Annotated in this window: 20 protein-coding genes; 14 read left to right on the top strand and 6 right to left on the bottom strand. The window is 67.4% G+C overall.

All coding sequences use genetic code 11. From position 1 onward, the window contains the following. Positions 1-108: 108 nt before the first annotated feature. The 4 genes from AC07UH_RS01215 (at position 109) to AC07UH_RS01200 (ending at position 6,410) form a co-directional block, all read left to right on the top strand. Positions 109-927, top strand: a complete 819-nt coding sequence (locus tag AC07UH_RS01215) for an alpha/beta hydrolase (protein ID WP_495179610.1) — start codon at positions 109-111, stop codon at positions 925-927. 422 nt (positions 928-1,349) lie between these two features. Beyond that, positions 1,350-2,936 carry a flavin monoamine oxidase family protein gene (locus tag AC07UH_RS01210; RefSeq protein WP_495179611.1) on the top strand — a complete coding sequence of 529 codons (1,587 nt, stop codon included), beginning with the start codon at positions 1,350-1,352 and terminating at the stop codon, positions 2,934-2,936. Between the two features lie 366 nt (positions 2,937-3,302). Then, a complete protein-coding gene (locus AC07UH_RS01205; protein WP_495179612.1) occupies positions 3,303-5,882 on the top strand; it encodes a TonB-dependent receptor plug domain-containing protein in 2,580 nt (859 codons plus the stop codon). Between the two features lie 18 nt (positions 5,883-5,900). Continuing rightward, positions 5,901-6,410 carry a RidA family protein gene (locus tag AC07UH_RS01200; protein ID WP_495179613.1) on the top strand — a complete coding sequence of 170 codons (510 nt, stop codon included), beginning with the start codon at positions 5,901-5,903 and terminating at the stop codon, positions 6,408-6,410. A gap of 71 nt (positions 6,411-6,481) precedes the next feature. Here the strand turns inward: AC07UH_RS01200 and AC07UH_RS01195 are convergent, their stop codons facing one another. After that, positions 6,482-7,375 (bottom strand): LysR family transcriptional regulator, encoded by an 894-nt coding sequence (locus AC07UH_RS01195; RefSeq protein WP_495179614.1) that lies wholly within the window; start codon positions 7,373-7,375, stop codon positions 6,482-6,484. A 90-nt stretch (positions 7,376-7,465) separates the two neighbouring features. On the opposite strand from AC07UH_RS01195, the gene AC07UH_RS01190 reads away from it, so the two are divergent. Next, complete coding sequence (locus tag AC07UH_RS01190; protein WP_495179615.1) at positions 7,466-8,326, top strand: aldo/keto reductase family oxidoreductase; 861 nt, start codon at positions 7,466-7,468, stop codon at positions 8,324-8,326. Here AC07UH_RS01190 and AC07UH_RS01185 read toward each other — a convergent pair. Then, positions 8,323-11,577 carry a PAS domain S-box protein gene (locus tag AC07UH_RS01185; RefSeq protein WP_495179616.1) on the bottom strand — a complete coding sequence of 1,085 codons (3,255 nt, stop codon included), beginning with the start codon at positions 11,575-11,577 and terminating at the stop codon, positions 8,323-8,325. The genes AC07UH_RS01190 and AC07UH_RS01185 overlap by 4 nt on opposite strands. Before the next feature lie 238 nt (positions 11,578-11,815). Between AC07UH_RS01185 and AC07UH_RS01180 the strand changes: the two genes are divergently transcribed. Both AC07UH_RS01180 and rpsU read left to right on the top strand, forming a co-directional pair. After that, positions 11,816-12,721, top strand: coding sequence for an alpha/beta hydrolase (locus AC07UH_RS01180; protein WP_495179617.1), 906 nt, complete (start codon positions 11,816-11,818; stop codon positions 12,719-12,721). A gap of 34 nt (positions 12,722-12,755) precedes the next feature. Next, positions 12,756-12,956: a 30S ribosomal protein S21 gene (rpsU, locus tag AC07UH_RS01175; protein ID WP_037535892.1), complete on the top strand. Its 201-nt coding sequence runs from the start codon at positions 12,756-12,758 to the stop codon at positions 12,954-12,956. A 54-nt stretch (positions 12,957-13,010) separates the two neighbouring features. On the opposite strand, the gene AC07UH_RS01170 is transcribed toward rpsU, so the two are convergent. Continuing rightward, positions 13,011-13,379: a DUF4440 domain-containing protein gene (locus AC07UH_RS01170; protein ID WP_495179618.1), complete on the bottom strand. Its 369-nt coding sequence runs from the start codon at positions 13,377-13,379 to the stop codon at positions 13,011-13,013. A 137-nt stretch (positions 13,380-13,516) separates the two neighbouring features. On the opposite strand from AC07UH_RS01170, the gene AC07UH_RS01165 reads away from it, so the two are divergent. Next, positions 13,517-13,747: a hypothetical protein gene (locus tag AC07UH_RS01165; RefSeq protein ID WP_038664583.1), complete on the top strand. Its 231-nt coding sequence runs from the start codon at positions 13,517-13,519 to the stop codon at positions 13,745-13,747. 10 nt (positions 13,748-13,757) lie between these two features. On the opposite strand, the gene AC07UH_RS01160 is transcribed toward AC07UH_RS01165, so the two are convergent. Then, the gene (locus AC07UH_RS01160; protein ID WP_495179619.1) at positions 13,758-14,216 is read right to left on the bottom strand and encodes a MarR family winged helix-turn-helix transcriptional regulator; all 459 of its coding nucleotides are present in this window, start codon (positions 14,214-14,216) and stop codon (positions 13,758-13,760) included. Positions 14,217-14,332: 116 nt separating this feature from the next. On the opposite strand from AC07UH_RS01160, the gene AC07UH_RS01155 reads away from it, so the two are divergent. Both AC07UH_RS01155 and AC07UH_RS01150 read left to right on the top strand, forming a co-directional pair. Further along, positions 14,333-14,758, top strand: a complete 426-nt coding sequence (locus tag AC07UH_RS01155) for an organic hydroperoxide resistance protein (protein ID WP_137897598.1) — start codon at positions 14,333-14,335, stop codon at positions 14,756-14,758. A gap of 123 nt (positions 14,759-14,881) precedes the next feature. Next, positions 14,882-15,346, top strand: a complete 465-nt coding sequence (locus tag AC07UH_RS01150) for a DUF4126 domain-containing protein (protein ID WP_137897597.1) — start codon at positions 14,882-14,884, stop codon at positions 15,344-15,346. Positions 15,347-15,356: 10 nt separating this feature from the next. Here AC07UH_RS01150 and AC07UH_RS01145 read toward each other — a convergent pair whose 3' ends face one another. Both AC07UH_RS01145 and AC07UH_RS01140 read right to left on the bottom strand, forming a co-directional pair. After that, positions 15,357-15,881: an MAPEG family protein gene (locus AC07UH_RS01145; protein WP_495179620.1), complete on the bottom strand. Its 525-nt coding sequence runs from the start codon at positions 15,879-15,881 to the stop codon at positions 15,357-15,359. Next, a complete protein-coding gene (locus tag AC07UH_RS01140; protein WP_495179621.1) occupies positions 15,878-17,092 on the bottom strand; it encodes a UbiH/UbiF/VisC/COQ6 family ubiquinone biosynthesis hydroxylase in 1,215 nt (404 codons plus the stop codon). The genes AC07UH_RS01145 and AC07UH_RS01140 overlap by 4 nt, the downstream gene beginning before the upstream one ends. Positions 17,093-17,224: 132 nt before the next feature. Between AC07UH_RS01140 and AC07UH_RS01135 the strand changes: the two genes are divergently transcribed. The 4 genes from AC07UH_RS01135 (at position 17,225) to ribA (ending at position 22,402) form a co-directional block, all read left to right on the top strand. Then, entirely contained in the window at positions 17,225-19,546 is a 2,322-nt protein-coding gene (locus tag AC07UH_RS01135; RefSeq protein ID WP_495179622.1) for a DNA translocase FtsK, read from the top strand. 114 nt (positions 19,547-19,660) lie between these two features. Beyond that, entirely contained in the window at positions 19,661-20,266 is a 606-nt protein-coding gene (locus AC07UH_RS01130; protein WP_495179623.1) for a LolA family protein, read from the top strand. A 286-nt stretch (positions 20,267-20,552) separates the two neighbouring features. After that, on the top strand, positions 20,553-21,344 hold the full coding sequence (locus tag AC07UH_RS01125; protein WP_495179624.1) for an exodeoxyribonuclease III: 792 nt from the start codon (positions 20,553-20,555) through the stop codon (positions 21,342-21,344). Beyond that, positions 21,341-22,402 (top strand): GTP cyclohydrolase II, encoded by a 1,062-nt coding sequence (gene ribA / locus AC07UH_RS01120; RefSeq protein WP_495179625.1) that lies wholly within the window; start codon positions 21,341-21,343, stop codon positions 22,400-22,402. The genes AC07UH_RS01125 and ribA overlap by 4 nt, the downstream gene beginning before the upstream one ends. Positions 22,403-22,406 lie beyond the last annotated feature (4 nt).

Below are 22,406 nucleotides of genomic sequence, written 5' to 3'. Positions count from 1 at the left end.
CAGAGCGGCTTCCCGTCTTTCGGGCGCGTGAGACGTTCACCAAGAGGACCCTGCCCAGTGCCATGCCCGCGCCACCTTCTTGTGCTCTTCCTCGCGCTGGCGTGTCCGGTGAGCGCCGCGACGGATGCAGACACCGCCGCCATTCCGATATGGCCCAAGGCCGCGCCGGGTTCGGAGCGACGTGCCGCCGAACACGAGCAACTGGAAGCCGGAGCCTATGTCCATAACGTCCACCTCCCGTCGCTGACCGTCTCCCGCCCCGATGCCCGGCGCGCCAACGACGCCGCCATCATCGTCGTGCCCGGTGGCGGTCATCGGATGCTCGTCTTCCAGAACGAGGGCATGGTTCCAGCCCGGGCGCTGAACCGCTACGGTATCACGACCTTCGTCCTCAAATACCGGCTCGCGCGCGAAGCCGGCTCCACCTATACGATCGAGGGCGATGCCGTTGCGGATGCCAGGCGCGCGATCCGATGGGTCCGCGCCCACGCCAAAGATTATGGTGTCGACCCGCACAGGATTGGCATCATGGGCTTTTCCGCCGGCGGGGAACTGGTGTCACTGCTCGCCGACAATCCTCAGCCAAGCGCGCCGACACCGGCCGATGCGATCGACCGCCAGAGCGACCGGCCCGATTTCCAGATTCTGATCTATCCCGGGCCGCTCGGTATACCGGCACGATCCGCAATAGGTGCGCCACCCGCCTTCATCGCTGCCGGCACCCTTGATCGCTGCTGCGCGCCGCCGGCGCTCACGCTCTACACCCAGCTTCGCGAGGCCGGCGTGTCTGCCGAACTCCACATGTTCGCCAGTACGGATCATGGTTTCAACGTCGCCGTGCACAACGATCGTATCTCGATACAGCATTGGCCCGATCGCCTCGCCGACTGGCTGAGCGACGAGGGGTGGCTGAACGCAGGCCACTGATCGTTCGTAAGGCATTCTTGGCGGCAATCCGCGCCGGAAAGCAATGACGTATTCCCTTGGTCTTTCCGGACGGGTCGACTGACCGCTCTCTGCGTGCGCGAAATTCCGCCCGAAAGGCCCGCATCATTCCGCGTAAGAGCCGCCGCCCGCGCCGTGCCGCCCTCCCCCCAGCGAGCACGATCCCACCGACGACGGTTTCGTGACACACGAGTGACAAACTTGTTGCAGCGCAAGAGAATCTTTGGTTTACTCCGAATCGTACACAGCACCGGTAGCTAATAACCTGATTGTTTCGCGTATCGTCGTGAACGCGCACAAGCGTTGCGAGCATTGGAGCGGGATGTCTGGGGTGTCTGCCGCCGACGGGGCGGGGTTCGCAGCATGCTGCGACCAGGGGGACGCTCTTCATGGTAACACGCAGAATGGTTCTGACCCGGCTGGGTATGGCCGGGGGATTGGGCGCGACGTTCGGCGCGATGCAGGCATTGGGGCTCGCCGGCACCGCGCAGGCACAGGACATGAGCGGCCTCGTACCGACGCTGGGACGCGGGCGGCACGTCGTGGTGCTGGGCGCCGGCATCGCCGGCCTGACCTCCGCCTACGAACTCGAACAGGCCGGTTTCCTCGTCACGTTGCTCGAAGCACGCAAACGGGTCGGCGGACGGGCGTGGACGGTGCGCGACGGCGACAAAATCGAGATGAACGGCGAGGAGACGCAAACCGCCAAATTCTCGGACGGCGTCTATTTCAACGCAGGTCCGGCACGCATCCCCAGTTTTCACCAGGGACTGCTCGGCTACGCCAAGAAGTTCGGCGTGCCGCTCGAAGTCGAGGTCAATTCCAGCCGCTCCGCCTATGTCATGGCGGACGACGGATCCAAGATCCGCATGCGGACCGCGATCAACGATATGCGCGGACGGATCGCCGAACTGCTCGCGAAGGCGATCCGCAAGGGGTCGCTCGACACCGAACTGACCGCGGTCGACCGCGAGAAGCTGCTGCCGTTCATCAAGGCCTATGGCGACCTCGGCGAGGATGGGTCATTCGCGGGCACCGAACGCTCCGGCTTCGGCTCGGCGCCGGGCGCGGGCGTTACCTTCGCCTCGCCGTCGACGGCGATGCCGCTCGACCAGCTGCTGGCCAATCAGCGGCTGCCGATGACCCTGTTCGAAGACAATCTCTACATGCAGGCGACGATGTTCGAGCCGGTCGGCGGCATGGACCGGATCCATGCGGCGATGGACAATGCGCTGCGGCGTCCGGCGTTGCGCGGCGCCGAGGTCACGCGCATCCGCCAGCGCAGCGGCGATGTCGAGGTGGTCTATCGCGACACCGCGAGCGGCGCGGTCGAAACGGTCGTGGCGGATTATCTGATCTGCACCATCCCCTTCCCGGTGCTCGCCAAGATCGACACCAACTTCTCGACCAAGCTCAAGACGACGATCGCAAACGTCCAATATGATTATTCGAACAAGGTCGCGTTCGAAAGTCCGCGTTTCTGGGAGCGCGAGCAAATCTACGGCGGCATCTCGTTCGTCGGCGGGCCGACGACGCTGATCTGGTATCCGTCCGCCGGGCTGCACAGCGAACGCGGCATGCTGCTCGGCTGCTATTCCTCCGGGCCGACCGCAGCGGAGTTCCAGAAGCGGCCGATCGCCGAACAGATCGCCTTCTCCCGCGGCGTCATCGACAAGCTCCATCCCGGGCATGGCGCCGATCTGGTCAACGGCCTCGCGGTCAATTGGCACAAGATTCCCTATAGTCTCGGGCCGTGGCCGGATTGGAATGCGGGCAGCGCCAACGGCCGACAGGAAGGCCATATCGACACCGCCGCATTCCGCCTGCTGCAGGCACCGGAGGGGCGGGTCTATTTCGCCAGCGCTGCGCTCAGCCAGACGCCGGGCTGGCAGGAGGGCGGCATCCAGTCGGCGCGGGCGCAGGTGCTTGCGCTTGCCCGCCGCGTGACCGCGGAGGCGCTGGTCACCCCAGCCGGTCGGCGCGCGGCATGACGGTCGTCGCGCCGGCGCCGACCTTCGCGGCGCTCCATTGTGCCGGCGAACCCGTCGAAGGTGGACACGATCACCGCTCAACCGCCAGGTAGATGCCGATCCGCGGCATAGCCTCGGCGTTCCCCACTCTCACGACAAAAGCTTTGTTGTGAAAATGCATCACATTCGTCCTGTTGAACTACAGAATTAATCGAACATGACGAATCTGTTGCAAACACCAGATAAATGTAAAAACTGAACGAGTTAGCAAATCGACCGCTAAACATCCCGGAACAACGGTTCCGGGAGCGGGGTAACGCGTGCCCAGATCAAAGATTGTCGGGATGAGGATGGCGAGGCTGACCTGAAAACATTTGGGGGCTGACCATGAGTTTCTATATCGGAACGTCACGTGCCGCGATCGCGGCGATGCTCTTCATCGCTCACGCGACGGCGGCGAACGGTCAAACGCTGACCCCGATCGCAACGCCGGTCGAACCAACGCCGTCGCCGCTTGCCGACGGCGAACCGCAGCAGGACAATAGCGACATCATCGTCACCGGCACGCGCACCGGCGGCATCACCGCCGCGGAAAGCGCCGCGCCGATCAAGGTGCTCGATGCCGACGCGCTGAGCCATGTCGGCCAGCCCAACCTCAACCAGGTGCTCACCCAGTTGGTGCCGTCGTTCACCGCGCAGGCGTTCGGCGGCGACACAGCCAATCTCACGCTGTCGGCACGGCTGCGCGGGCTCAGCCCCAACCACACGTTGGTGCTGGTCAACGGCAAGCGTCGACACGGTACGTCGAACCTCGCCGTGCTCGGCGGCCCGTATCAGGGCGCCGCGACCGCCGACCTCGACCTGATCAGCCCGTCATCGATCAAGCGGATCGAGGTGCTGGAGGATGGTGCCGCCGCGCAATATGGCTCGGACGCGATCGCCGGCGTCATCAACATCATCCTCAAGGACGACAAGGAAGGGGGCGACGGTTATGTCACCGCCGGCAAGAACTACGACGTCGGCGGCGAGACCTATGCCGGCACCTTGCACGTCGCCACCAAGATCGGCGACTCCGGCTACCTCAACATCACCGCCTTCCATCGCTTCCACGACTTCACCCAGATCGGCGGTCTCGATCGCCGCGTCACCGATCGCAACGGCAACCTGCTCACCAGCACCTCCAGCCCGTCGCTGAGCGCGATCCAGCAGCAGCTCTACCCGGGGATGGACCGCTTCCCCTATGTCAACCGCATCAACGGCGACGCCCAATCGCGGCTGACCAACCTGCAATACAACACCGCCTATGATTTCGGCGGCGGCGAGATCTACAGCTTCGGCACCTATTCGAAGCGGATCGCCAGCGCCTATGAGAACGTGCGCGTGCCGACCCGCGTGTCGCGCACCGTCGCCGGAGTGACGACCTATTTCGACCCCGAGGGCGACACGCCGGTCAACGGCTTCAGCCCGCGCGAGAAGATCCGCGAGGACGATATGGCGTTCACCGGCGGCATCCGCGGCATGGTGGACGGCTTCCATTATGATCTGTCGACGACCTTCGGCCAGGACAAGAACGCGATCTACACCGTCGATTCCGCCAATGCCTCGCTCTATGCCGACACCGGCTTCACGCCGACCAGCTTCTACGACGGCTTCTTCAAATCGACCGAATTCACCGTCAACGCCGACATCACGCACGAGATCGACGCCGGCCTCGCCACCCCGATCAACCTCGCCTTCGGCGGGGAATATCGCAAGAACGTCTACCAGATCGGCTCGGGCGATCCGGCGTCGATCTACAAGGAGGGCGGTCAATCCTATCCGGGCTTCCGCCCGTCGGACGCCGGCGTCAACGGACGTGAATCCGCTGCGGGCTATGTCGATATCGCAGCCAATCCGATCGACGGCCTCAAGCTCGACGTCGCCGGCCGCTACGAACATTATTCCGATTTCGGCAGCAAGTTCATCTACAAGGGCACCGGCCGCTACGACTTTTCGCCGGCTTTTGCGCTCCGCGGCACCTTCTCGACGGGGTTCCGCGCACCCACGCTCGCCGAATCCTATTATTCGGCGACCAACGTCTCGCCGACCGCCGCCTTCGTGCAACTGCCCGCCAATTCGGCGGCGGCCAAGCTGATCGGCTTCCAGAACCTCAAGCCGGAGAAATCGACCAATTACTCGCTCGGCACGGTCATCCGTCCCGTCGACCGGCTGACCATCACGCTCGACGCCTATCAGGTGAAGATCCGCGACCGCATCCTGGGTACCGGTTCGATCTACGGCAGCGGCGGTGCGGTTAACTTCCCGATCGTGACCCAGGCGATCATCGCCAACGGCAACGTGCTCGATCCGACCGTCAGCCAGACCGGCATCAACATCTTCACCAACGGCGCCAACACCCGCACCCGCGGCGTCGATCTGGTGGTGAGCTACGCCACCGATTTCGGGGATTACGGCAAGGCGAACTGGACGATCTCGGGCAATTACAACGAGACGAAGCTCACCAAGTTGATCGCCGCCCCCGCCGCGCTGACCAATCCCGCCACCGGCACGGCTATTCCGCTGTTCGACGCTGGCGCGCAGAGCAACATCGAAACCGCGTCGCCCAAGGTGAAGGTGATCAGCTCGGTCCTCTACTCGATCGACAAGTTTTCGGCGACGCTGCGCGGCACGGTCTATGGCAAAAGCTCGGCCAAGCTGACCCCCGATGGCGGCACCTATTACGAACAGACGATCGGCACCGCGTTCATCGGCGATATCGAATTGAACTACGACATCACGCCCGATCTGGGCCTGGCGCTGGGTGCCAACAACGTCTTCAACAAGCGGCCGCCGACCGTGCCGCTGGTCCCCGGCACCACCAATGCGACGCTGGTGAACGGCGGCAACGTCCTCGACGCACCGCTGACCTTCAGCCCCTACGGCATCAACGGCGGCTATTATTACGCACGCCTCAACGTATCGTTCTGACACGAGGATAATGGGAGAATGGCTTTGAAGACGCGCATCATGGGGGCCGCGTTCGCCGCGGCCGCCCTCCTGACCACGCCGGCGGCGGCGCAGACCGTCGTCAAACACGCCAGCACGCCGGCGGGGCTGATCCTGCAATCGGTGACGGTGAAGCCCGGCGCGACCACGCTGTACCTCAGCGGCCAGTTGGCCGCACCGCTCGACCCCACGAAGAAGGTGCCGCCCGCCCAACTCAGCATCGCCGACTTCGGTGACACCAGGACGCAGACGCTGAGCGTACTCGGCAAGATCAAGGCGATTTTGGCCGAACATGGCTTTGCGATGCGCGACATCGTCAAACTCACCGTCTTCGTCGCCGGCGATCCCAAATTGGGTGGCAAAATGGATTTCGCCGGCATGAACGATGGCTTCAAGCAATATTTCGGGACCGCGGAGAACCCGACCACCGTCGCGCGCTCGACGATCCAGGTCGCGGCCTTGGCAGGGCCGGCCTATCTCGTCGAAATAGAAGCAACGGCGGCGAAGTGAACACTGCCGCACATGCCGGTGCGTGACACGACGAAGCCATCCCTCGGGCCGCTTTTTGCGGGTTCGTTTGCCTAGCGGATGAAGTCGAGGAACGCGCGCAGCGGCGGCGGGACGAGGCGGCGACCGGAATAATAAAGGAAGGGGCCGGAGAAGGGCTGCCACCATTCCTCCAGCACGGGGACGAGCGTGCCCCGGTCGAGGTGCGGGCGCAGCCAGTCTTCGAACAGGTGGACGACACCGCTCCCCGCCGCCGCCATATCGACGATGAGGTCGGTCGCGCCGCCGACGCTGGCGATCAGCGGTCCCTGCGGCTCGATCCGGACGATGTCGCCGGCGCGCTCGAACTCCCACGGGCTGGTCGTCGCACCGCTGCTGAAGCGGCCGCGCAGACAGGCATGGCCGAGCAGGTCGCGCGGATGCATCGGCCGGCCGCGGGCGTCGAGATAGGCGGGGGCGGCGGCGGTCGCGAACCGCTGGATGCGCGGGCCGATCGGCACCGCGATCATATCCTGTTCGAGCCGCTCGTCGTAGCGGATGCCGGCGTCGCAGCCCGAGGCGACCATGTCGACGAAGCCGTCCTCGGCGACGATCTCGACGTGGATGTCGGGGTAGGTTGCGAGGAAGCCGGGCAGGATCGCGGGCAGCACCAGCCGCGCCGCACTGACCGGCACGTTGAGCCGCAGCGTACCGGCGGGACGGTCGCGGAGCAGATGGACCATGTCGAGCGCCGCCGCGACCTCGCCCAGCGCCGGCGTCAGCCGTTCGATCAGCCGCGACCCGGCCTCGGTCGGCGTGACGCTTCGCGTCGTACGGTGGAACAGGCGAACGCCAAGCCGCGCCTCGAGCCGCCGCACCGCCTCGCTCAGCGTCGATGCGCTGGATCCCGTTGCGCGTGCCGCATCGCGAAACCCGCGTGCGCGCGCGACGGCGAGGAACGCGTTGAGGTCGGCGAGATCAGCCATCATCGTTCGGTTTTCCGCACAGCCCGTCCCGATCATGCCGGCTTATCGCCGTGATCCGCAACGCTTAACTCGCAGCAGAACAAGGAGACGCACATGACCGACCAGACCTATCCCCTCGGCCAGCGCAACGTGAAGCGGCTCGGCTATGGCGCGATGCAGCTCGCCGGCCCCGGCGTCTTTGGACCGCCGCGTGATCGTGACGAGGCGCTCGCGGTGCTGCGCGCCGCGGTGGCGGCGGGCGTCGACCATATCGATACCAGCGACTTCTACGGCCCGCACGTCACCAACCAGCTCATCCGCGAGGCGCTGTCGCCCTATCCGCAGGATCTGGTGATCGTCACCAAGATCGGCGCGCGGCGCGGGGCGGACGGATCGTGGCTGCCGGCCTTCGCCCGCGACGAACTGGTCGCGGCGGTCGAGGACAATCTGCGCAACCTCGGACGCGAGACGCTCGACGTCGTCAACCTGCGGCTGATGTTCGATGCGCATGGCCCGGCGGAAGGCTCGCTCGCCGCGCCGCTCGCCGTCGTCGCCGATCTCCAGCGGCAGGGGCTGGTGCGGCAGATTGGGATCAGCAACGTCACGCCGGCCCAGATTGCGGAGGCGCGCGGCATCGCCGAGATCGTCTGCGTGCAGAACCAGTATAACCTCGCCCACCGCGACGACGATGCGGTGATCGATATGCTGGCGGCGGCGGGCATCGCTTACGTGCCGTTCTTCCCGCTCGGCGGCTTCAGCCCGCTCCAGTCCGCGGCCTTGTCGGCAGTGGCGACCGAGCTGTCGGCGACACCGATGCAGGTCGCGCTCGCCTGGCTGTTGCAGCGCTCGCCCAACATCCTGCTGATCCCCGGCACGTCGTCGCGCGCGCATCTGCACGAAAATCTGGCGGCGGCGGTGCTCGTCCTGCCCGAGGCGGCGATCGCCACGCTCGATGCGATCGGCCGACCCGCCTAATCGCCGGCGATCGGCGTCCCCTCGATCATCCCGCGGATGCGGGTGGTGAGCGCGTCGATCGCGAAGGGCTTGGTGATCATCTGCATGCCGGGTTCGAGGAAGCCGTTGGCGATCGTCGCATTCTCGGCATAGCCGGTCATGAACAGCACCTTCAGCTCGGGGCGCTGCTGGCGTGCGGCATCGGCGACCTGGCGGCCGTTGAGGCCGGGCAGGCCGATGTCGGTGACGAGCAGGTCGACGCGCATGCCGGACTGGAGCAGCTTCAGCCCGGCAGGGCCGTCCGCCGCCTCGACCGCGCGATAGCCGAGGTCGCGCAGCACCTCGACGACGAGGTCGCGCACCGCCGTCTCGTCCTCGACGACCAGCACCGTTTCGCCCGCGCCGCGATGCGCGTCATCCGGCACAGCGAGGATCGCGTCGGGGGCGTCCGCCTCACCATGGTGGCGCGGCAGATACACTTTGATCGCGGTGCCGCGGCCGAGCTCGGAATAGATGCGGACATGGCCCTCCGACTGGCGGGCGAAACCGTAGATCATCGACAGCCCCAAACCGGTGCCCTGGCCGATCGGCTTGGTGGTGAAAAAGGGTTCGAAGGCGCGCGCGATCGTCTCGGGCGCCATGCCGGCGCCGGTGTCGGTGACGCAGACGCAGACATAGTCGCCCGCGCCGACCTCGCGCTGCTGCGCGACATAGGCGGCATCGAGCTGCGCGTTGCACGTCTCGATGGTCAGCGTGCCGCCGTCAGGCATCGCGTCGCGCGCGTTGATCGCGAGGTTGAGGATCGCGCTTTCGAGCTGGTGCGGATCACAGCGCGTCCGCCACAGCCCGACCGCGCCGACCATCTCGAGCGCGATGCTCTCGCCGATCGTGCGGCGGAGGAGTTCCTCCATGCCGGCGACCAGCCGGTTGGCGTCGACCGCCTTGGGGTCGAGCGGCTGGCGGCGGGAGAAAGCGAGCAGCCGATGGGTCAGCGCCGCGGCGCGATTGGCGGAGGTGATCGCGGCGGTGGCATAACGTTCGACCTTGTCGGTCTCGCCGCGCGCGAGGCGCCGCTGCAACAGGTCGAGCGAGCCGATCACCCCGGTCAGCAGATTGTTGAAATCATGCGCGATCCCGCCGGTGAGCTGCCCGACCGCCTCCATCTTCTGCGCCTGACGCAACTGCTCCTCGGCCTGTGCCAGCGCCGCCGCCTGCGCCTTTTCGGCGGTGACGTTGCGGCCGGAGGCGTAGGTCATGTCGCCTGCCGGCGCCGCCACCCAGGCGATCCAGCGGATCGAGCCGTCCTTGTGGCGATAGCGGTTCTCGACATCCGCCTTGCCGCCCGCGGCGGCACGGCGATAGGCGCCGATCGTCTCGTCATGATCCTCGGCGACGATGAAGTCGCTGACGTGGTGGCCGACCAGCTCGTCGGCGGCATAACCGAGCATCCGCGTCCACGCCGGATTGGCGCGGCGGATCACCCCGGCGGCATCCATCACCAGCATCAGGTCGGGCGACGTCTCCCACATCCGGTCGCGCTCGGCGGTGCGTTCGGTGACCTCGTCGCCCAGCCGTTCGTTGAGCCGCTGCAACGCCTCCTCGGCGGCGCGACGGGCGGAGATGTCGTTGAACAGCACGGCGACGCGGCGATCGGCGGGCGCGCCGACGCGGAAGGCCGCGATGTCGAACCAGCGGCCGAGCGCCTCCGACCCCTGTTCGAACCGGATCGGTTCACCACTGACGGCGACGCCGCCGTAGATCTCATACCAATGCTCCTCGAGGTCGGGCATCGATTCGCGCAGCCAGCGGCCGTGGATCGCCTCGGTGAAACCGGTCTGGCGGTAGAAAGCGGGATTGGCTTCGACGACGCGATAGTCGGTCGGGGTGTCGGCGGTGCCCGGTGCGACCTCGACGACGCAGAAGCCCGATTCGATCGATTCGAACAGCGTGCGATAGCGCGCCTCGCTGTCGGCGAGCCGCCGCTCCGCCTCGCGCCGATCGTGGATGTCGATCACCGAGCCGATATAGCCGAGAAAGACGCCATCCGGCCCGAACCGCGGCGAGGCGGCGTCGATCGCCCAATGATAGCTGCCGTCGGCATGGCGCAGCCGATAGTCGAGGCGGAACGGCACGCGTGCCGCATGCGCCGCACGGAAGATACGCGCCGCCTCCGCCCGATCGTCGGGGTGGGTGACGTCGAGCCAGCCGGCGCCCTGCGCCTCGGCGGGGGTCTGGCCGGTGAAATCGTACCAGCGGCGGTTGAGATAGGTGCAATGGCCGTCGTGATCGGTGACCCACATCATCACCGGCGCATGATCGGCCATGTTGCGGAAGCGCGCCTCGCTGTCGACCAGCTCGCTGCGGGTGCGCGCCAGTTCCTCCGCCTGGGTGCGCGCGCGCGTCTCGTCGCGCGCGATCTTGAGGAAGCCGCTGTGGCCGCCGTCGCGCTCGATGATCGGATGCGTCGAACCGGTCATGAATACGCGCGTGCCGTCGGCGCGCAGGTGCCAGCGCACGTCGGGCGCGCAGCCCTCCGCAGCGGCGGTGGCGCATTTGCGCGCGGGGATACCGGCGCGGCGATCCTCGGGCAGGAACAGATCGTCGATCGGCCGGCCGATCGCCTGCTGCTCGGTCCATTCGAACGATGCCTCCGCGCCGGCGGACCAGCCGGTGATGCGGCGATCGGTGTCGGTGGTGACGATCGCATAATCGCGGGCGCTGTCGAGGATCAGCCGCAGCCGCTCCTCGCTGGCGCGCAACTGGTCGTAGCGGCGATCGCGCGCCTCGACCGCGCGGCGCAGATCAAGCTGCGCCATCACCTGCTGGGAGAGGACGCGCAACGTCTCCTGCTGAAGATCGGTGAACGGGCGGACGCGATGGTCGAGCACGCACAGGGTGCCGATCGCCAGCCCGTCCTCGGTCTTGAGCAGCGCACCGGCATAGGCACGGATATGCGGTTCGCCGACCACCAGCGGGTTGCAGTCGAAGCGGGCGTCGCGGGTGAGATCCGGCACGACGAGCAGATCGTCCTCCAGCAGCGCCCTGGCGCAGAACGAACTTTCCAGCGGCGTCGCGCGCACGCCGAGACCGACCTCGGCCTTGAAGAACTGGCGGTCGGCGGCGATCAGGTTGATCACCGCGATCGGCGCATCGCACAACCGGGCGGTCAGCGCGGCGAGTTCGTCGAACGACGCCTCGCGCGGCGTGTCCATCACCGCATAGCGCGCCAGCGCTGCCAGCCTCCGCGTCTCCCGCTCGTTGATGGCGTCCATATCGGTCGATGATCCAGCCATATGCGGGGGCGCGCGGTCGACGACCGCCATCGATCTGTACCGAAATGGCCCGAAACCGGCAATGGCCGCGGCGCCTCGCCGGCCCAGCCGTCGGCAGTGGATAAAGCGCCAATGGTCTCAGCATCTTACCCTCGTCGCCAGGCGCATTTCCGCTGGTCAAGGTCGAGCGGGCGGGGCACCCTGCCCTCCGCCTCCGCTCCAACCTTCGGTATCGATCATGCGCTTTCTTCTCGCCGTCGCGCTGCTGGCAAGCGGTGCCGTCGCCGCCCAGCCACCCGAACGGGGTACCGGACGCTATCCCGCCTTGTTCGAGGAGCGGGCCGACCTGCCCGACCATGTCGTCTATCGCCCGGCCGATCTGACGCGGCTGAAGGGCGAGCGGCTCGGCATCTACGTCTGGGGGAACGGCGGGTGCAGCGCCGACGGGACGAGTTCGCGCAATCATCTGCTGGAGATCGCCTCGCACGGCTATCTGGTCATCGCCGCTGGCCGCATCCCCGGTGCGACGCCGGCGCCGCCACCCGCCACCGCATCCGCCGCCCCATCGACCACCACGCCCGCAGCCCGGCTGGCGGTGGCGACGCCGACGCGGCTGCTCGCCGACGCAATCGACTGGGCGCAGCGGGAGAACGGCCGCACCGGCAGTCCGCTGCGCGGCCATATCGCGGTCGATCAGGTGGCGGCGTCGGGCTGGAGCTGCGGCGGACTGCAGGCGCTGGCGACCGCGCAGGATCCGCGCGTCAGGACCGCGATCATCATGAACAGCGGCTTCTTCCCCGATGGCGCCAATCCGATCGCCGGGATCGTCTCGGACAAGGCGTTGCTCGCCGGGCTGCACGGCCCCGTGCTTTACGTACTCGGCGGCCCGACCGACATCGCCGCCGCGAACGGCACCGACGATTTCCGGCGAATCGATCGCGTCCCCGCGGCGCTGGTCAACATCCCCGTCGGCCATGGCGGAACCTATATGCAACCGCATGGCGGAGTCGGCGCGATCGTCGCAACCAACTGGCTCGACTGGCAGTTGAAGGGCAAAACCGCCGCAAAAGCCGCTTTCGTGGGTCGGAATTGCCGATTCTGCCACGATCCGCGGTTGACGCTGGCGCGCAAGAACTTCAATTAGGCGCATTGGTGCCCACCGAAAGCAAAGACCTTCCATGCAGATCATCGTTCGCGACAATAATGTCGATCAAGCCCTCCGCGCCCTGAAGAAGAAGCTCCAGCGGGAGGGTGTCTACCGCGAGATGAAGCTCCGCCGGCATTACGAGAAGCCGTCGGAAAAGCGCGCCCGCGAGCATGCCGCCGCGGTGAGTCGTGCGCGCAAGGCCGATCGCAAGCGCGCCGAACGCGACCGCTGATCCCCGTCGGATGATGCCACCGCCGTCCGGCCCAAGCCGGACGGCGGTGGTGCGTCAGCCGTTCGCGACCGCCTTGGCGATAACCGGACTCTGCTGATGCTGGACGACCCGCCACACCTCGTGCTCGAGTCGGCGGATCGTCGAGGTGCAATGCGCCTCATAGGCTTCGCCGTCGCGCTGCGCGTGGACGTGATAGCCGATGACGATCAGGCCCTCCTGCGGCCGTGAGACCCGACGCTCGCTGAGTTCCGCCTCGTTCCATACCGGCGTATCGGCGACCGCATCGATCGCCTCGCTGCCGCGCAGCACGAATGGCGGCCGCGGCAGCACCATGACGACCTCGGGGTCGACCTTCTCGCGGTAATTGTCGGGACCTTCGGTCCACAGGCTCTGCTCGAAGCTCCACAAACGGCTGTCGTCCATCGCATTCTCTCCCATGAGGTCAGGGAGGAAGCGGGGCGCGACCCCGAATGTTCCCGCCGCGCCCGACGCAAATGCCTGCCCCGGCCGCGTCACCAACCGCGCCATGGTGCGTTGGCGCCTCTATCACAGGAGGCATCATGACCGACGACATCGCCATTCGTACCCGCCAGCGCGAGATCGCCACCGAGCATCTGCTGTTCAAGCTGATGGAATATGTCGAGGCGCGCCATCCCGGGCTGCTCGACTATATGGAGCATAGCCTCGATCATCTCGGCGATCCCGCCGGTGACGGCAGCAAGGACGACGATGCGGTGCGCACGATCGCCCAGCGCATGATCGTCGGTGCCCGCGCCGAGCGCAAAGGCTGACGCTCGCCGGTCAGGCGGCGGCCGGTTCCGCCGCCGGATCGCGCGCCAGCGCCCGGCGCAGCGCGGTCACCTCCGCGTTGAGCGCCGCGAGCCGCTCCCGGCTGATTCCGGTGCGTTCGACGATCATCGGCGCGAGGCAGCCGGTCTCTCGCCAACGCTCGCGGCCTTCGGCGGTCAGGCGCACCCGAACCTGACGCTCGTCGGCGGGATTGCGCAGTCGCGTAACCAGCCCCGCCGCCTCCATCCGCTTCGCCAGCGGCGTGATCGTGCTGGGTTCGAGCGCGAGCCGTTCGGCGATCGTGCCGACCGGCACGCCGTCCTCGGCGCCGCTCACCACCTGGAGCACCAGGAATTGCGGATAGGTGATGCCGAGGCGATCGAGCACCGGCTTGTAGGCGCGGTTAATCGCGATCGTCGCGGCGTACAGCGAGAAGCACAATTGTTCATCGAGCGGCAGCGGGCCGGACATCGTCACTCTCCTAACCAGCAGCGTAGCACGAAAATGATTATCGCGACAAATAGTTCTGGACGATAGGGTGCGCCCATCCTAGATAGTTATCGCGATAACAAAACAGGAGATTGATCATGTCGGTCGACGTCAAATACAGCACCACCGCCACCGCCACGGGCGGTCGCGACGGTCATGCCCGCTCGGACGACGGCAGGATCGACGTCCAGCTCGCGACGCCCAAGGAACTTGGCGGCGCCGGCGGCGACGGCAGCAATCCCGAACAATTGTTCGCCGCGGGCTATTCGGCCTGTTTCATCGGCGCGCTGAAGGCGGCGGGCCGCGAGCTCAAGGTCAAGGTCCCCGACGACGTCACGGTCACCGCCAAGGTCGGCATCGGCCCGCGCTCCGAGGGCGGCTTCGGCATCACTGCGGATCTGCAGGTGTCGCTGCCAGGCGTCGAGCGCGAGCAGGCCCAGACGCTGGTCGACACCGCGCACCAGATCTGCCCCTATTCCAACGCCACCCGCGGCAACCTCGACGTCGGCCTGACGCTGGTCTGATCGGCGCCCATGCCCTCCCCGCCAGGGTGGGGAGGGCACAATCGCCGCCGCGCGTCAGCCCAATCGGGATACGGATGCGATCGTACGGATTGTAGCCTGCGAACCCGTTTCGGAGAGCATTGCATGATCCGCTCGTTTCTCATCGGCTTGGTCGCCGGCCAGCGCGGCATCACCCCGCTGGCGGTGATCGCCACCGCTACCCGCCGGGAGGAGATTCCGGCGACGCTGCCGTTGCAGACCTTGTTGCGCAACCCGGTGATCGCCGCTGGCACCGCGGCCTTCGCCGCGGCGGAGATGGCGGGTGACAAGATGAAGACCGCTCCCGACCGGATCGTGCCGATCGGTCTCGCCGTGCGCAGCGTCACGGCCGCTTATGCCGGCGCCGCGCTGGCGCCGCGCGACAAGAAGGTGCTCGGCGCCGCGGTCGCGGTCGGCAGCGCGCTCGCCGCATCCTATTTCGGCTGGCGACTGCGCTGTGCGGCAATGGCGCGCTACGGGCAGACCGCGACCGGCTTCGTCGAGGATGCGATCGTCTTCGGCGCCGGTCTGGCGATCGCCAATCCCAAATTGGTGTCCGGCAAGGCCTGACCGGCGGCGTTTACTGCACCGTAGCGAGGGCTGCCATCAGCAGCGCGGCGACGCTGGGATAGAAGGTGAGCGCGAAGCCCAGCGCGCGCGCCTCGGCGCCATCGCGATAGCCGGTCCAGAACAACAGCCGTCCGGCGGTGAAGCAGGCGGCGAACAGCGCCACCGGCACCCGCGCATGATCGCTCAGCAAGGTCAGCGCGCCATAAGCGACGAGGGCGAGCAGCACCTGTTCGGCGGTGTTGCGCAGAATCGCGTTGGCGGCATCGACCTGTGGATCCGCGCCGTTGCGGCCATCGATCGCCCCGTCGGAAACGAAGCGCCGCCGCGCCACGTCACCGATCGCCGCCGCCATCCACAGGCCGAGCACCAAGGCGGCGATGCCGAGCGTGGTCAGCCGGCTTTCGAGGATCGCCGCCGCGCTGCGGCTATAGCCGAGGATCGCCGCGGCGATCGTCAGCCCCAGGCCTATGCCGATCCCGCGCGCCACGCCGGTCTGCGCCTTGCGCAAGCGCGGGGCGGGCACCGGCTCGCTCACACCAGCAATCCCTGCAGCAATTTGGGCAAAGTGCCGGTTTCGCCCCGCGCCTCGGCCATGAAGCGGTTCTTGAGCGGCGGCACCTTGTCGACCGCACCGATGCCGAAGCGGCGGACCGCGCTGGCGGTCTTGCCGGGGATGCCGAACAGGCGGGTCAGCGTGTCGGTGGCGGCAGCGACCATGAACGTATCGAGCCCGCGCCAGCGCTGATAGCGCTCGAGCAAGGCAGGGTCGCCGAGATCGAGGCCGAGCCGCTTGCCCTCGACGAGCACCTCGGCGAGCGTCGCGACGTCGCGCAGGCCGAGATTGAGCCCCTGCCCCGCGATCGGATGGATGCCGTGCGCCGCGTCGCCGACCAGCACCAGCCGTTCGGCGGTGACCCGCGCGGCATGGTGGAAGCCGAGCGGATAGCTCGCGCGCGGGCTCGGCGCGGTCAGTTCGCCGAGGAAGCCGCCCATCCGCTTGCTCGCCTCGGCGAGGAAGGCGCGGTCGCCGAGCTTCATCATCGCCGGACCGTCCTCGCCCTTCACCGACCAGACGATCGCCGAGCGATGGCCGATCTCGTCGTCGGGCAGCGGCAGCAGCGCGAACGGCCCCGAGGGGTAGAAGATCTCGTAGGCGATATCCTCGTGCGGATATTCGTGGTGGAAGGCGCCGACGATCGCGGCGTGATCGTACTGCCAGCGCGCGACGGCGATCCCGGCCGCCTCGCGCGTCGGCGAGTTGCGCCCCTCCGCGGCGATCAGCAGCGGCGCGGTGACCGTCGCCCCCGAATCGAGCGTCGCGGTGACGCGCGCGGGTCCGCGCACGACGTCGACAGCGCGCGTCTGCATGCGGAGATCGACATGCTTCGCCGCGCTCGCCGCCTCGAACAAGGCGGTCCGTAACCGCTTGTTCTCGTACATCGTACCGAGCGCGCCGTCGCCCGCGTCCGGACGGAAATCGAGCTTGCCCGGCTTCAGCCCGTCGCTGACCCGGATGTGGCGGATCGCGCAGCCATGGCCGGCGAGCACCGCGCCGATGCCGATCGCATCGAGCATCCGCCCGCTCGCGCTGGCGATTGCGGAGGCGCGCCCGTCGAAGCCCGGCGCGAGCATCACCGCCGGATCGGCGGGATCGATGACGATGCTGGTCAGCCCATGCGCGTCGAGCGCGAGCGCGAGCGTCGCGCCGACCAGGCCACCGCCCAGGATGATGACGTCCGTGTCCATATCGTCTCCCTACGCCTGCCGCGCGCAGGTGCCAACGGTGGCATGCGTCGATCCGTCGCAGCCAACCGCCTTGACGTAACGCGCGCGCGGCCCGATGATTCCCGGGCATTTCGCACATTGAAGGGATCGGGGATGGCGAGCCGTGCGCAGCCAGGGCTGTTGCGTGAGACGGTGAAGGCAGGGGCGGTACGCGGCGGTGCCTTGATCACCGCGATCGCGCTGTTCCTCGTCACCGCGCTGATGGTGCTGGCGCTGACCAGCTATCATGCCAGCGACGCGTCGCTCAACACCGCCTCGGGCGGGCCGATCCTCAACCTCGCGGGACCGCCGGGGGCGTGGTTCGCCGATCTCGCGCTGACGCTGTTCGGGCCGGCGGTGGCGCTGCTCCTGCCGATCGCGCCGATCGTCGCGATGCGGCTGTGGCGCGACCAGCCGCCGGGTCGCTGGCTGGCGATGCTGCGCAACGCGGCGATCGGCGTCGCGCTGATGGCCGCCGCGCTCGCCTTCGTGTCCGATTCGTCGGTGCTGGCGCTGCCCGCAGGCTGGGGCGGCGTGATCGGCCTGTCGGTCGCGCATCTCGTCCAATGGGGGCTGGGCTTCCTCGGCCAGCCCGGCGCCGAACGCTGGATCGCGCGCGGCGTCGGCCTGATCGCCGGCGTCGCCGGCATCGTCATCTGGGCGAAGAGCCTCGAGATCGACCTCGGCGAGCGCCGCTTCCGCCTGCGCCGGACGCGCGCTGCCGCCGATGGCGAGGATCTGCTCGACGCCTATGACGATAGCGACGACGAGGAAGACGAAGAGCCGCTGCAGCTCGCGCGCAAGGTGATCGAGCCACGCGCCGTCGCCGAACCCGATACCCGCCCCGCGCCGGTCATCGCCGACCGCGCGGTGGCGCCGTCGGCCGCCAAGCCCAAGCCGCGCCAGCAGAGCCTCGACCTCGGTCATACCTATACGTTGCCGCAGCTCGACCTGCTCACCCCCGCGCCGCCGGCGCCCAAGGGGCAGATCGACAAGGCGGCGCTGGAACGCAATGCGCGGCTGCTCGAGAACGTGCTCGACGATTTCAAGGTGCACGGCGTCATCAACGAAGTGCGCCCCGGCCCGGTCGTGACGATGTACGAGCTGGAACCCGCCCCCGGCATCAAGGCGAGCCGCGTCATCGCGCTCGCCGACGATATCGCGCGCAACATGTCGGCGGTATCGGCGCGCGTCGCGGTGATCCCGGGGCGCAACGTCATCGGCATCGAACTGCCCAACCAGAAGCGCGAATCGGTGTCGCTGCACGAACTGGTCGGCAGCCAGACGTTCGAGGATCAGGCCGCGCAATTGCCGATCATCCTCGGCAAGAACATCGCCGGCGATCCGGTGATCGCCGACCTCGCGCCGATGCCGCATCTGCTGGTCGCGGGTACCACCGGCTCGGGCAAGTCGGTCGGGCTCAACTGCATGATCCTGTCGCTGCTCTACCGGCTGACGCCGGAACAGTGCCGGATGATCATGATCGACCCCAAAATGCTCGAATTGAGCATGTACGACGACATTCCGCATCTGTTGTCGCCGGTCGTCACCGATCCGGCCAAGGCGGTGCGCGCGCTCAAATGGGCGGTCGAGACGATGGAGGACCGCTATCGCCAGATGTCGTCGGTCGGCGTGCGCAGCCTCGCCGGCTTCAACGACAAGGTCCGCGCCGCCAAGGCGAAGGGCCAGCGGCTCGGCCGCCGCGTGCAGACCGGCTATCATCCCGAGACCGGCCAGCCGGTCTATGAGGAAGAGCAGCTCGATTACGAACCGCTGCCGCAGATCGTCGTCATCGTCGACGAGCTCGCCGATCTGATGATGACCGCAGGCAAGGAGGTGGAATTCCTGATCCAGCGGCTCGCGCAGAAGGCGCGCGCGGCGGGCATCCACCTCATCATGGCGACGCAGCGGCCGTCGGTCGACGTCATCACCGGCGTCATCAAGGCGAACCTGCCGACGCGGATCAGCTTCCACGTCACCAGCAAGATCGATTCGCGCACCATCCTCGGCGAACAGGGCGCCGAACAGCTGCTCGGCAAGGGCGATATGCTCTATATGCCCGGCGGCAAGGGCATCGTCCGCGTCCACGGCCCGTTCGTCAGCGACGACGAGGTGCGCGCCATCGCCGATCACTGGCGCAGCCAAGGCCAGCCCGACTATATCACCTCGGTCACCGAGGAGCCCGAGGACGGCTTCACGCTGGAAGGATCGCCGGAAGGCGAGGATTCGGCCGAGGACCAGCAATATCGCGCAGCGATCCAGCTGGTGTGCGAATCGCAGAAGGCGTCGACGAGCTGGCTGCAACGCCAGTTGCGCATCGGCTACAATTCGGCGGCACGACTGATCGAGAAGATGGAGAAGGACGGCATCGTCAGCCGCCCCGACCACGTCGGCCGTCGCGAGGTGCTGCGCGATACCGAAGGGCACGCGATCTGAGCGAACGGTTTCCCCGACCCTTCGTCCTGAGCCGGTCGAAGGGTGGGGGACGGACCCTCCCCGCCCCTTGCGCGGTTAAGCGGTCGTTCAATGCCACAGGACCACAGGACCCGCATGATCCGATACGCTCTAGCAATCGCCGCGATCGTGGCTCCCGCCGCGCTGCCAGCCCAGGCGACCGGCGACCTCGCCGCGGTACAGCGCCACCTCCTGTCGATCACGACGATGACGGCGGACTTCACCCAGACCGACCGCAACGGCAAGGTGCTGACCGGCACCTTCACGCTCAAGAAGCCCGGCAAGCTGCGCTTCCAATATGAGAAGGGCGTGCCGATCCTGATCGTCGCGGAGGGCGGCGCGCTGACCTTCATCGACTATTCCGTCCGCCAGGTGCAGCGCTGGCCGATCAAGAACTCGCCGCTGGGGGTCCTGCTCGATCCCGGCCGCGACATCACCCGCTATGCCCGGGTGGTGCAGACCGGCAACGATCGCGTCGTCTCGGTCGAGGCGAACGATCCCAAACATCCCGAGATCGGCCGGATCACGATGATCTTCGCGCGCGACGCCGCGGCGCCGGCGGGGCTGGCGTTGCAGGGCTGGGTGCAGCTCGACAGCCAGAACAACCGCACGACGATTCGCCTCGCCAATCAGCGCTTCGGCGGGGCGGTTAGCGACGGAACGTTCAAATGGGTCGACCCGCGGAGGGCAAATACCCGATAATGAACGGGAAGTCCCGGCGCCATTCATCGCCGCGACAGGTTCGCGCGGGTAGAAGCCTCCTCGCGGATGTGGGGCGTCCGGGATTTTTCCCCCTGTTGCCCGGATGACTAGACCCACTTCCCGCCTGCGTGACGAACGCCAGGTCGGCCCTCGCTCCATGCCCCCGGAGCGGGGGCCTTTCCGTTTCCGGCCCCTATCGGCGGTCCTTGCCGGCTTGATGGGATGGTGCGGCACGCCGATCCGTTAGGATGTCGTCGCTCTGGCGATACCCGCTGGCGCTCGCTACATGGCGGCGGTGAAGATCGTCTCCTGGAATATCAATTCCGTCCGCTTCCGGATCGCCATCGTCGAGCAGTTCCTGCGCGAGGCGGAGCCCGATATCCTGTGCCTGCAGGAAACCAAGGTGGTCGACGAGGACTTCCCGTTCGAGATGTTCCGCAGCCTCGGCTACGACCATATCGTCATCCATGGCCAGCGCATGCACCATGGCGTCGCGATCCTCAGCCGGGTGCCGATTGCCGAGGACGACCGCTTCGACTGGCAGGCCAATCGCGAGGCGCGCCACGTCGGCGTCCGCCTGCCTAACGGCGTGCGGCTGGAGAACGTCTACGTTCCCGCCGGCGGCGACGTGCCCGATCGCGATGTGAACCCCAAGTTCGGGCAGAAGCTCGACTTTCTCGAGCGGATGACCGATTGGTCGGCACGCCTGGATGGCCCGACGATCCTCACCGGCGACTTCAACATCGCGCCGTTGCCGAGCGACGTGTGGAGCCACAAGGCGCTGCTCAAGACGGTCAGCCACACGCCGATCGAGGTCGCGGCGCTCGACCGGTTGCAGGCGTCGAACGACTGGGTCGATCTCGGCCGCCACTTCCACCCTGCCCCGGCGCGGCTGCATACCTGGTGGAGCTATCGCTCGCCCGATTTCACCAAGAACGATCGCGGCCGGCGGCTGGATCATATGTGGGCGAGCGGCGACGCGGCCAAGGCGGCGCGCGCTCATACGGTGTTCGAGGATTGCCGCAGCTGGCTGACGCCGTCGGACCATGTGCCGATCATGACCGAGTTCGCCTTTTGAGCGGCGCACGCGACGTCGCGCGGGCGATCGACGCGCTGCGCCGCGGCTGGCCGATCGCGATCCATGCCCCCGGCGAGCCCCCCCTGCCCCTGCTCGCGGTCGAGACCGCCGATCCGTGCGGACGGGAGACCTTCATGACGGGCGGGGTCGGTCCGCTGCTGATCTCGGACGGTCGCGCGGCGACACTGAAGCTGACCAATCAGCTCGCTGCCGCCGATCCCGATACGCCGGTTGTGATCGAGGCGGCGCCGTGGCTCGACTTCAGCACCGCGGTGGCGCTCGCCGATCCGCAATTCGATCTGGCGACGCCGCTCAAGGGGCCGTTCCGCACCGCGGCAGTGACGCGGCCCGCCGCGAGCCTCGCCGCGATCCGGCTGGCGCGGATCGCCGGGCTGCTCCCCGCCTTCTTCATCGACGGCAGCGGTCCCGAAGTCACGATCGCCCCCGCGGCGATCGACGCGCATCAGGACGCGCGCGCGCTGCGCCTCGCCACACGCGCGCGCCTGCCGGTCGACGGTGCCGAGGATGCCGAGATCGTCGCCTTCCGCGCGCCCGATTCGAGCGACGAGCATGTCGCGCTGCTGATCGGCCAGCCCGATGGCAATCCGCCGCTGGTGCGGTTGCACAGCGAATGCCTGACCGGCGACGTGCTCGGCAGCCTCAAATGCGATTGCGGCCCGCAATTGCGCGCTGCGATCGCCGCGATTGCGGCGAATGGCTGGGGCATCCTGCTCTATCTGCGGCAGGAGGGGCGCGGGATCGGGCTGGTCAACAAGCTGCGCGCCTATGCCCTGCAGGATCAGGGATTCGACACCGTCGACGCCAACGTGCGGCTGGGCTTTGCGGTCGACGCGCGCGATTTCGGCGTGGCGGCACGGATGCTGGACCTGCTCGGGCAGCGGGCGGTGCGGTTGATGACCAACAACCCGGCGAAAGTGGCGGGACTGGAAGCGGCCGGGGTACGCGTGGTGGAGCGGGTGCCGCACCAGCTGCCGCCCAATCCGCATAACGCGCGCTATCTCGCGACCAAGCGCGATCGGACCGGGCACCAATTGTAAGCCT

This window comes from Sphingomonas sp. GW821-FHT04B01 (genome assembly GCF_059420425.1).
This window is presented reverse-complemented; position numbering and strand designations above follow the sequence as displayed.

What these genes read in the sequence shown, in the direction of transcription:
- AC07UH_RS01210 (WP_495179611.1), top strand. Translation starts at nt 1,350, where the DNA reads ATGGTTCTGACCCGGCTGGGTATGGCCGGGGGATTGGGCGCGACGTTC.
- AC07UH_RS01205 (WP_495179612.1), top strand. Translation starts at nt 3,303, where the DNA reads ATGAGTTTCTATATCGGAACGTCACGTGCCGCGATCGCGGCGATGCTC.
- AC07UH_RS01200 (WP_495179613.1), top strand. Translation starts at nt 5,901, where the DNA reads ATGGCTTTGAAGACGCGCATCATGGGGGCCGCGTTCGCCGCGGCCGCC.
- AC07UH_RS01195 (WP_495179614.1), bottom strand. Translation starts at nt 7,375, where the DNA reads ATGATGGCTGATCTCGCCGACCTCAACGCGTTCCTCGCCGTCGCGCGC.
- AC07UH_RS01190 (WP_495179615.1), top strand. Translation starts at nt 7,466, where the DNA reads ATGACCGACCAGACCTATCCCCTCGGCCAGCGCAACGTGAAGCGGCTC.
- AC07UH_RS01185 (WP_495179616.1), bottom strand. Translation starts at nt 11,577, where the DNA reads ATGGACGCCATCAACGAGCGGGAGACGCGGAGGCTGGCAGCGCTGGCG.
- AC07UH_RS01180 (WP_495179617.1), top strand. Translation starts at nt 11,816, where the DNA reads ATGCGCTTTCTTCTCGCCGTCGCGCTGCTGGCAAGCGGTGCCGTCGCC.
- rpsU (WP_037535892.1), top strand. Translation starts at nt 12,756, where the DNA reads ATGCAGATCATCGTTCGCGACAATAATGTCGATCAAGCCCTCCGCGCC.
- AC07UH_RS01170 (WP_495179618.1), bottom strand. Translation starts at nt 13,379, where the DNA reads ATGGACGACAGCCGTTTGTGGAGCTTCGAGCAGAGCCTGTGGACCGAA.
- AC07UH_RS01165 (WP_038664583.1), top strand. Translation starts at nt 13,517, where the DNA reads ATGACCGACGACATCGCCATTCGTACCCGCCAGCGCGAGATCGCCACC.
- AC07UH_RS01160 (WP_495179619.1), bottom strand. Translation starts at nt 14,216, where the DNA reads ATGTCCGGCCCGCTGCCGCTCGATGAACAATTGTGCTTCTCGCTGTAC.
- AC07UH_RS01155 (WP_137897598.1), top strand. Translation starts at nt 14,333, where the DNA reads ATGTCGGTCGACGTCAAATACAGCACCACCGCCACCGCCACGGGCGGT.
- AC07UH_RS01150 (WP_137897597.1), top strand. Translation starts at nt 14,882, where the DNA reads ATGATCCGCTCGTTTCTCATCGGCTTGGTCGCCGGCCAGCGCGGCATC.
- AC07UH_RS01140 (WP_495179621.1), bottom strand. Translation starts at nt 17,092, where the DNA reads ATGGACACGGACGTCATCATCCTGGGCGGTGGCCTGGTCGGCGCGACG.
- AC07UH_RS01135 (WP_495179622.1), top strand. Translation starts at nt 17,225, where the DNA reads ATGGCGAGCCGTGCGCAGCCAGGGCTGTTGCGTGAGACGGTGAAGGCA.
- AC07UH_RS01130 (WP_495179623.1), top strand. Translation starts at nt 19,661, where the DNA reads ATGATCCGATACGCTCTAGCAATCGCCGCGATCGTGGCTCCCGCCGCG.
- AC07UH_RS01125 (WP_495179624.1), top strand. Translation starts at nt 20,553, where the DNA reads ATGGCGGCGGTGAAGATCGTCTCCTGGAATATCAATTCCGTCCGCTTC.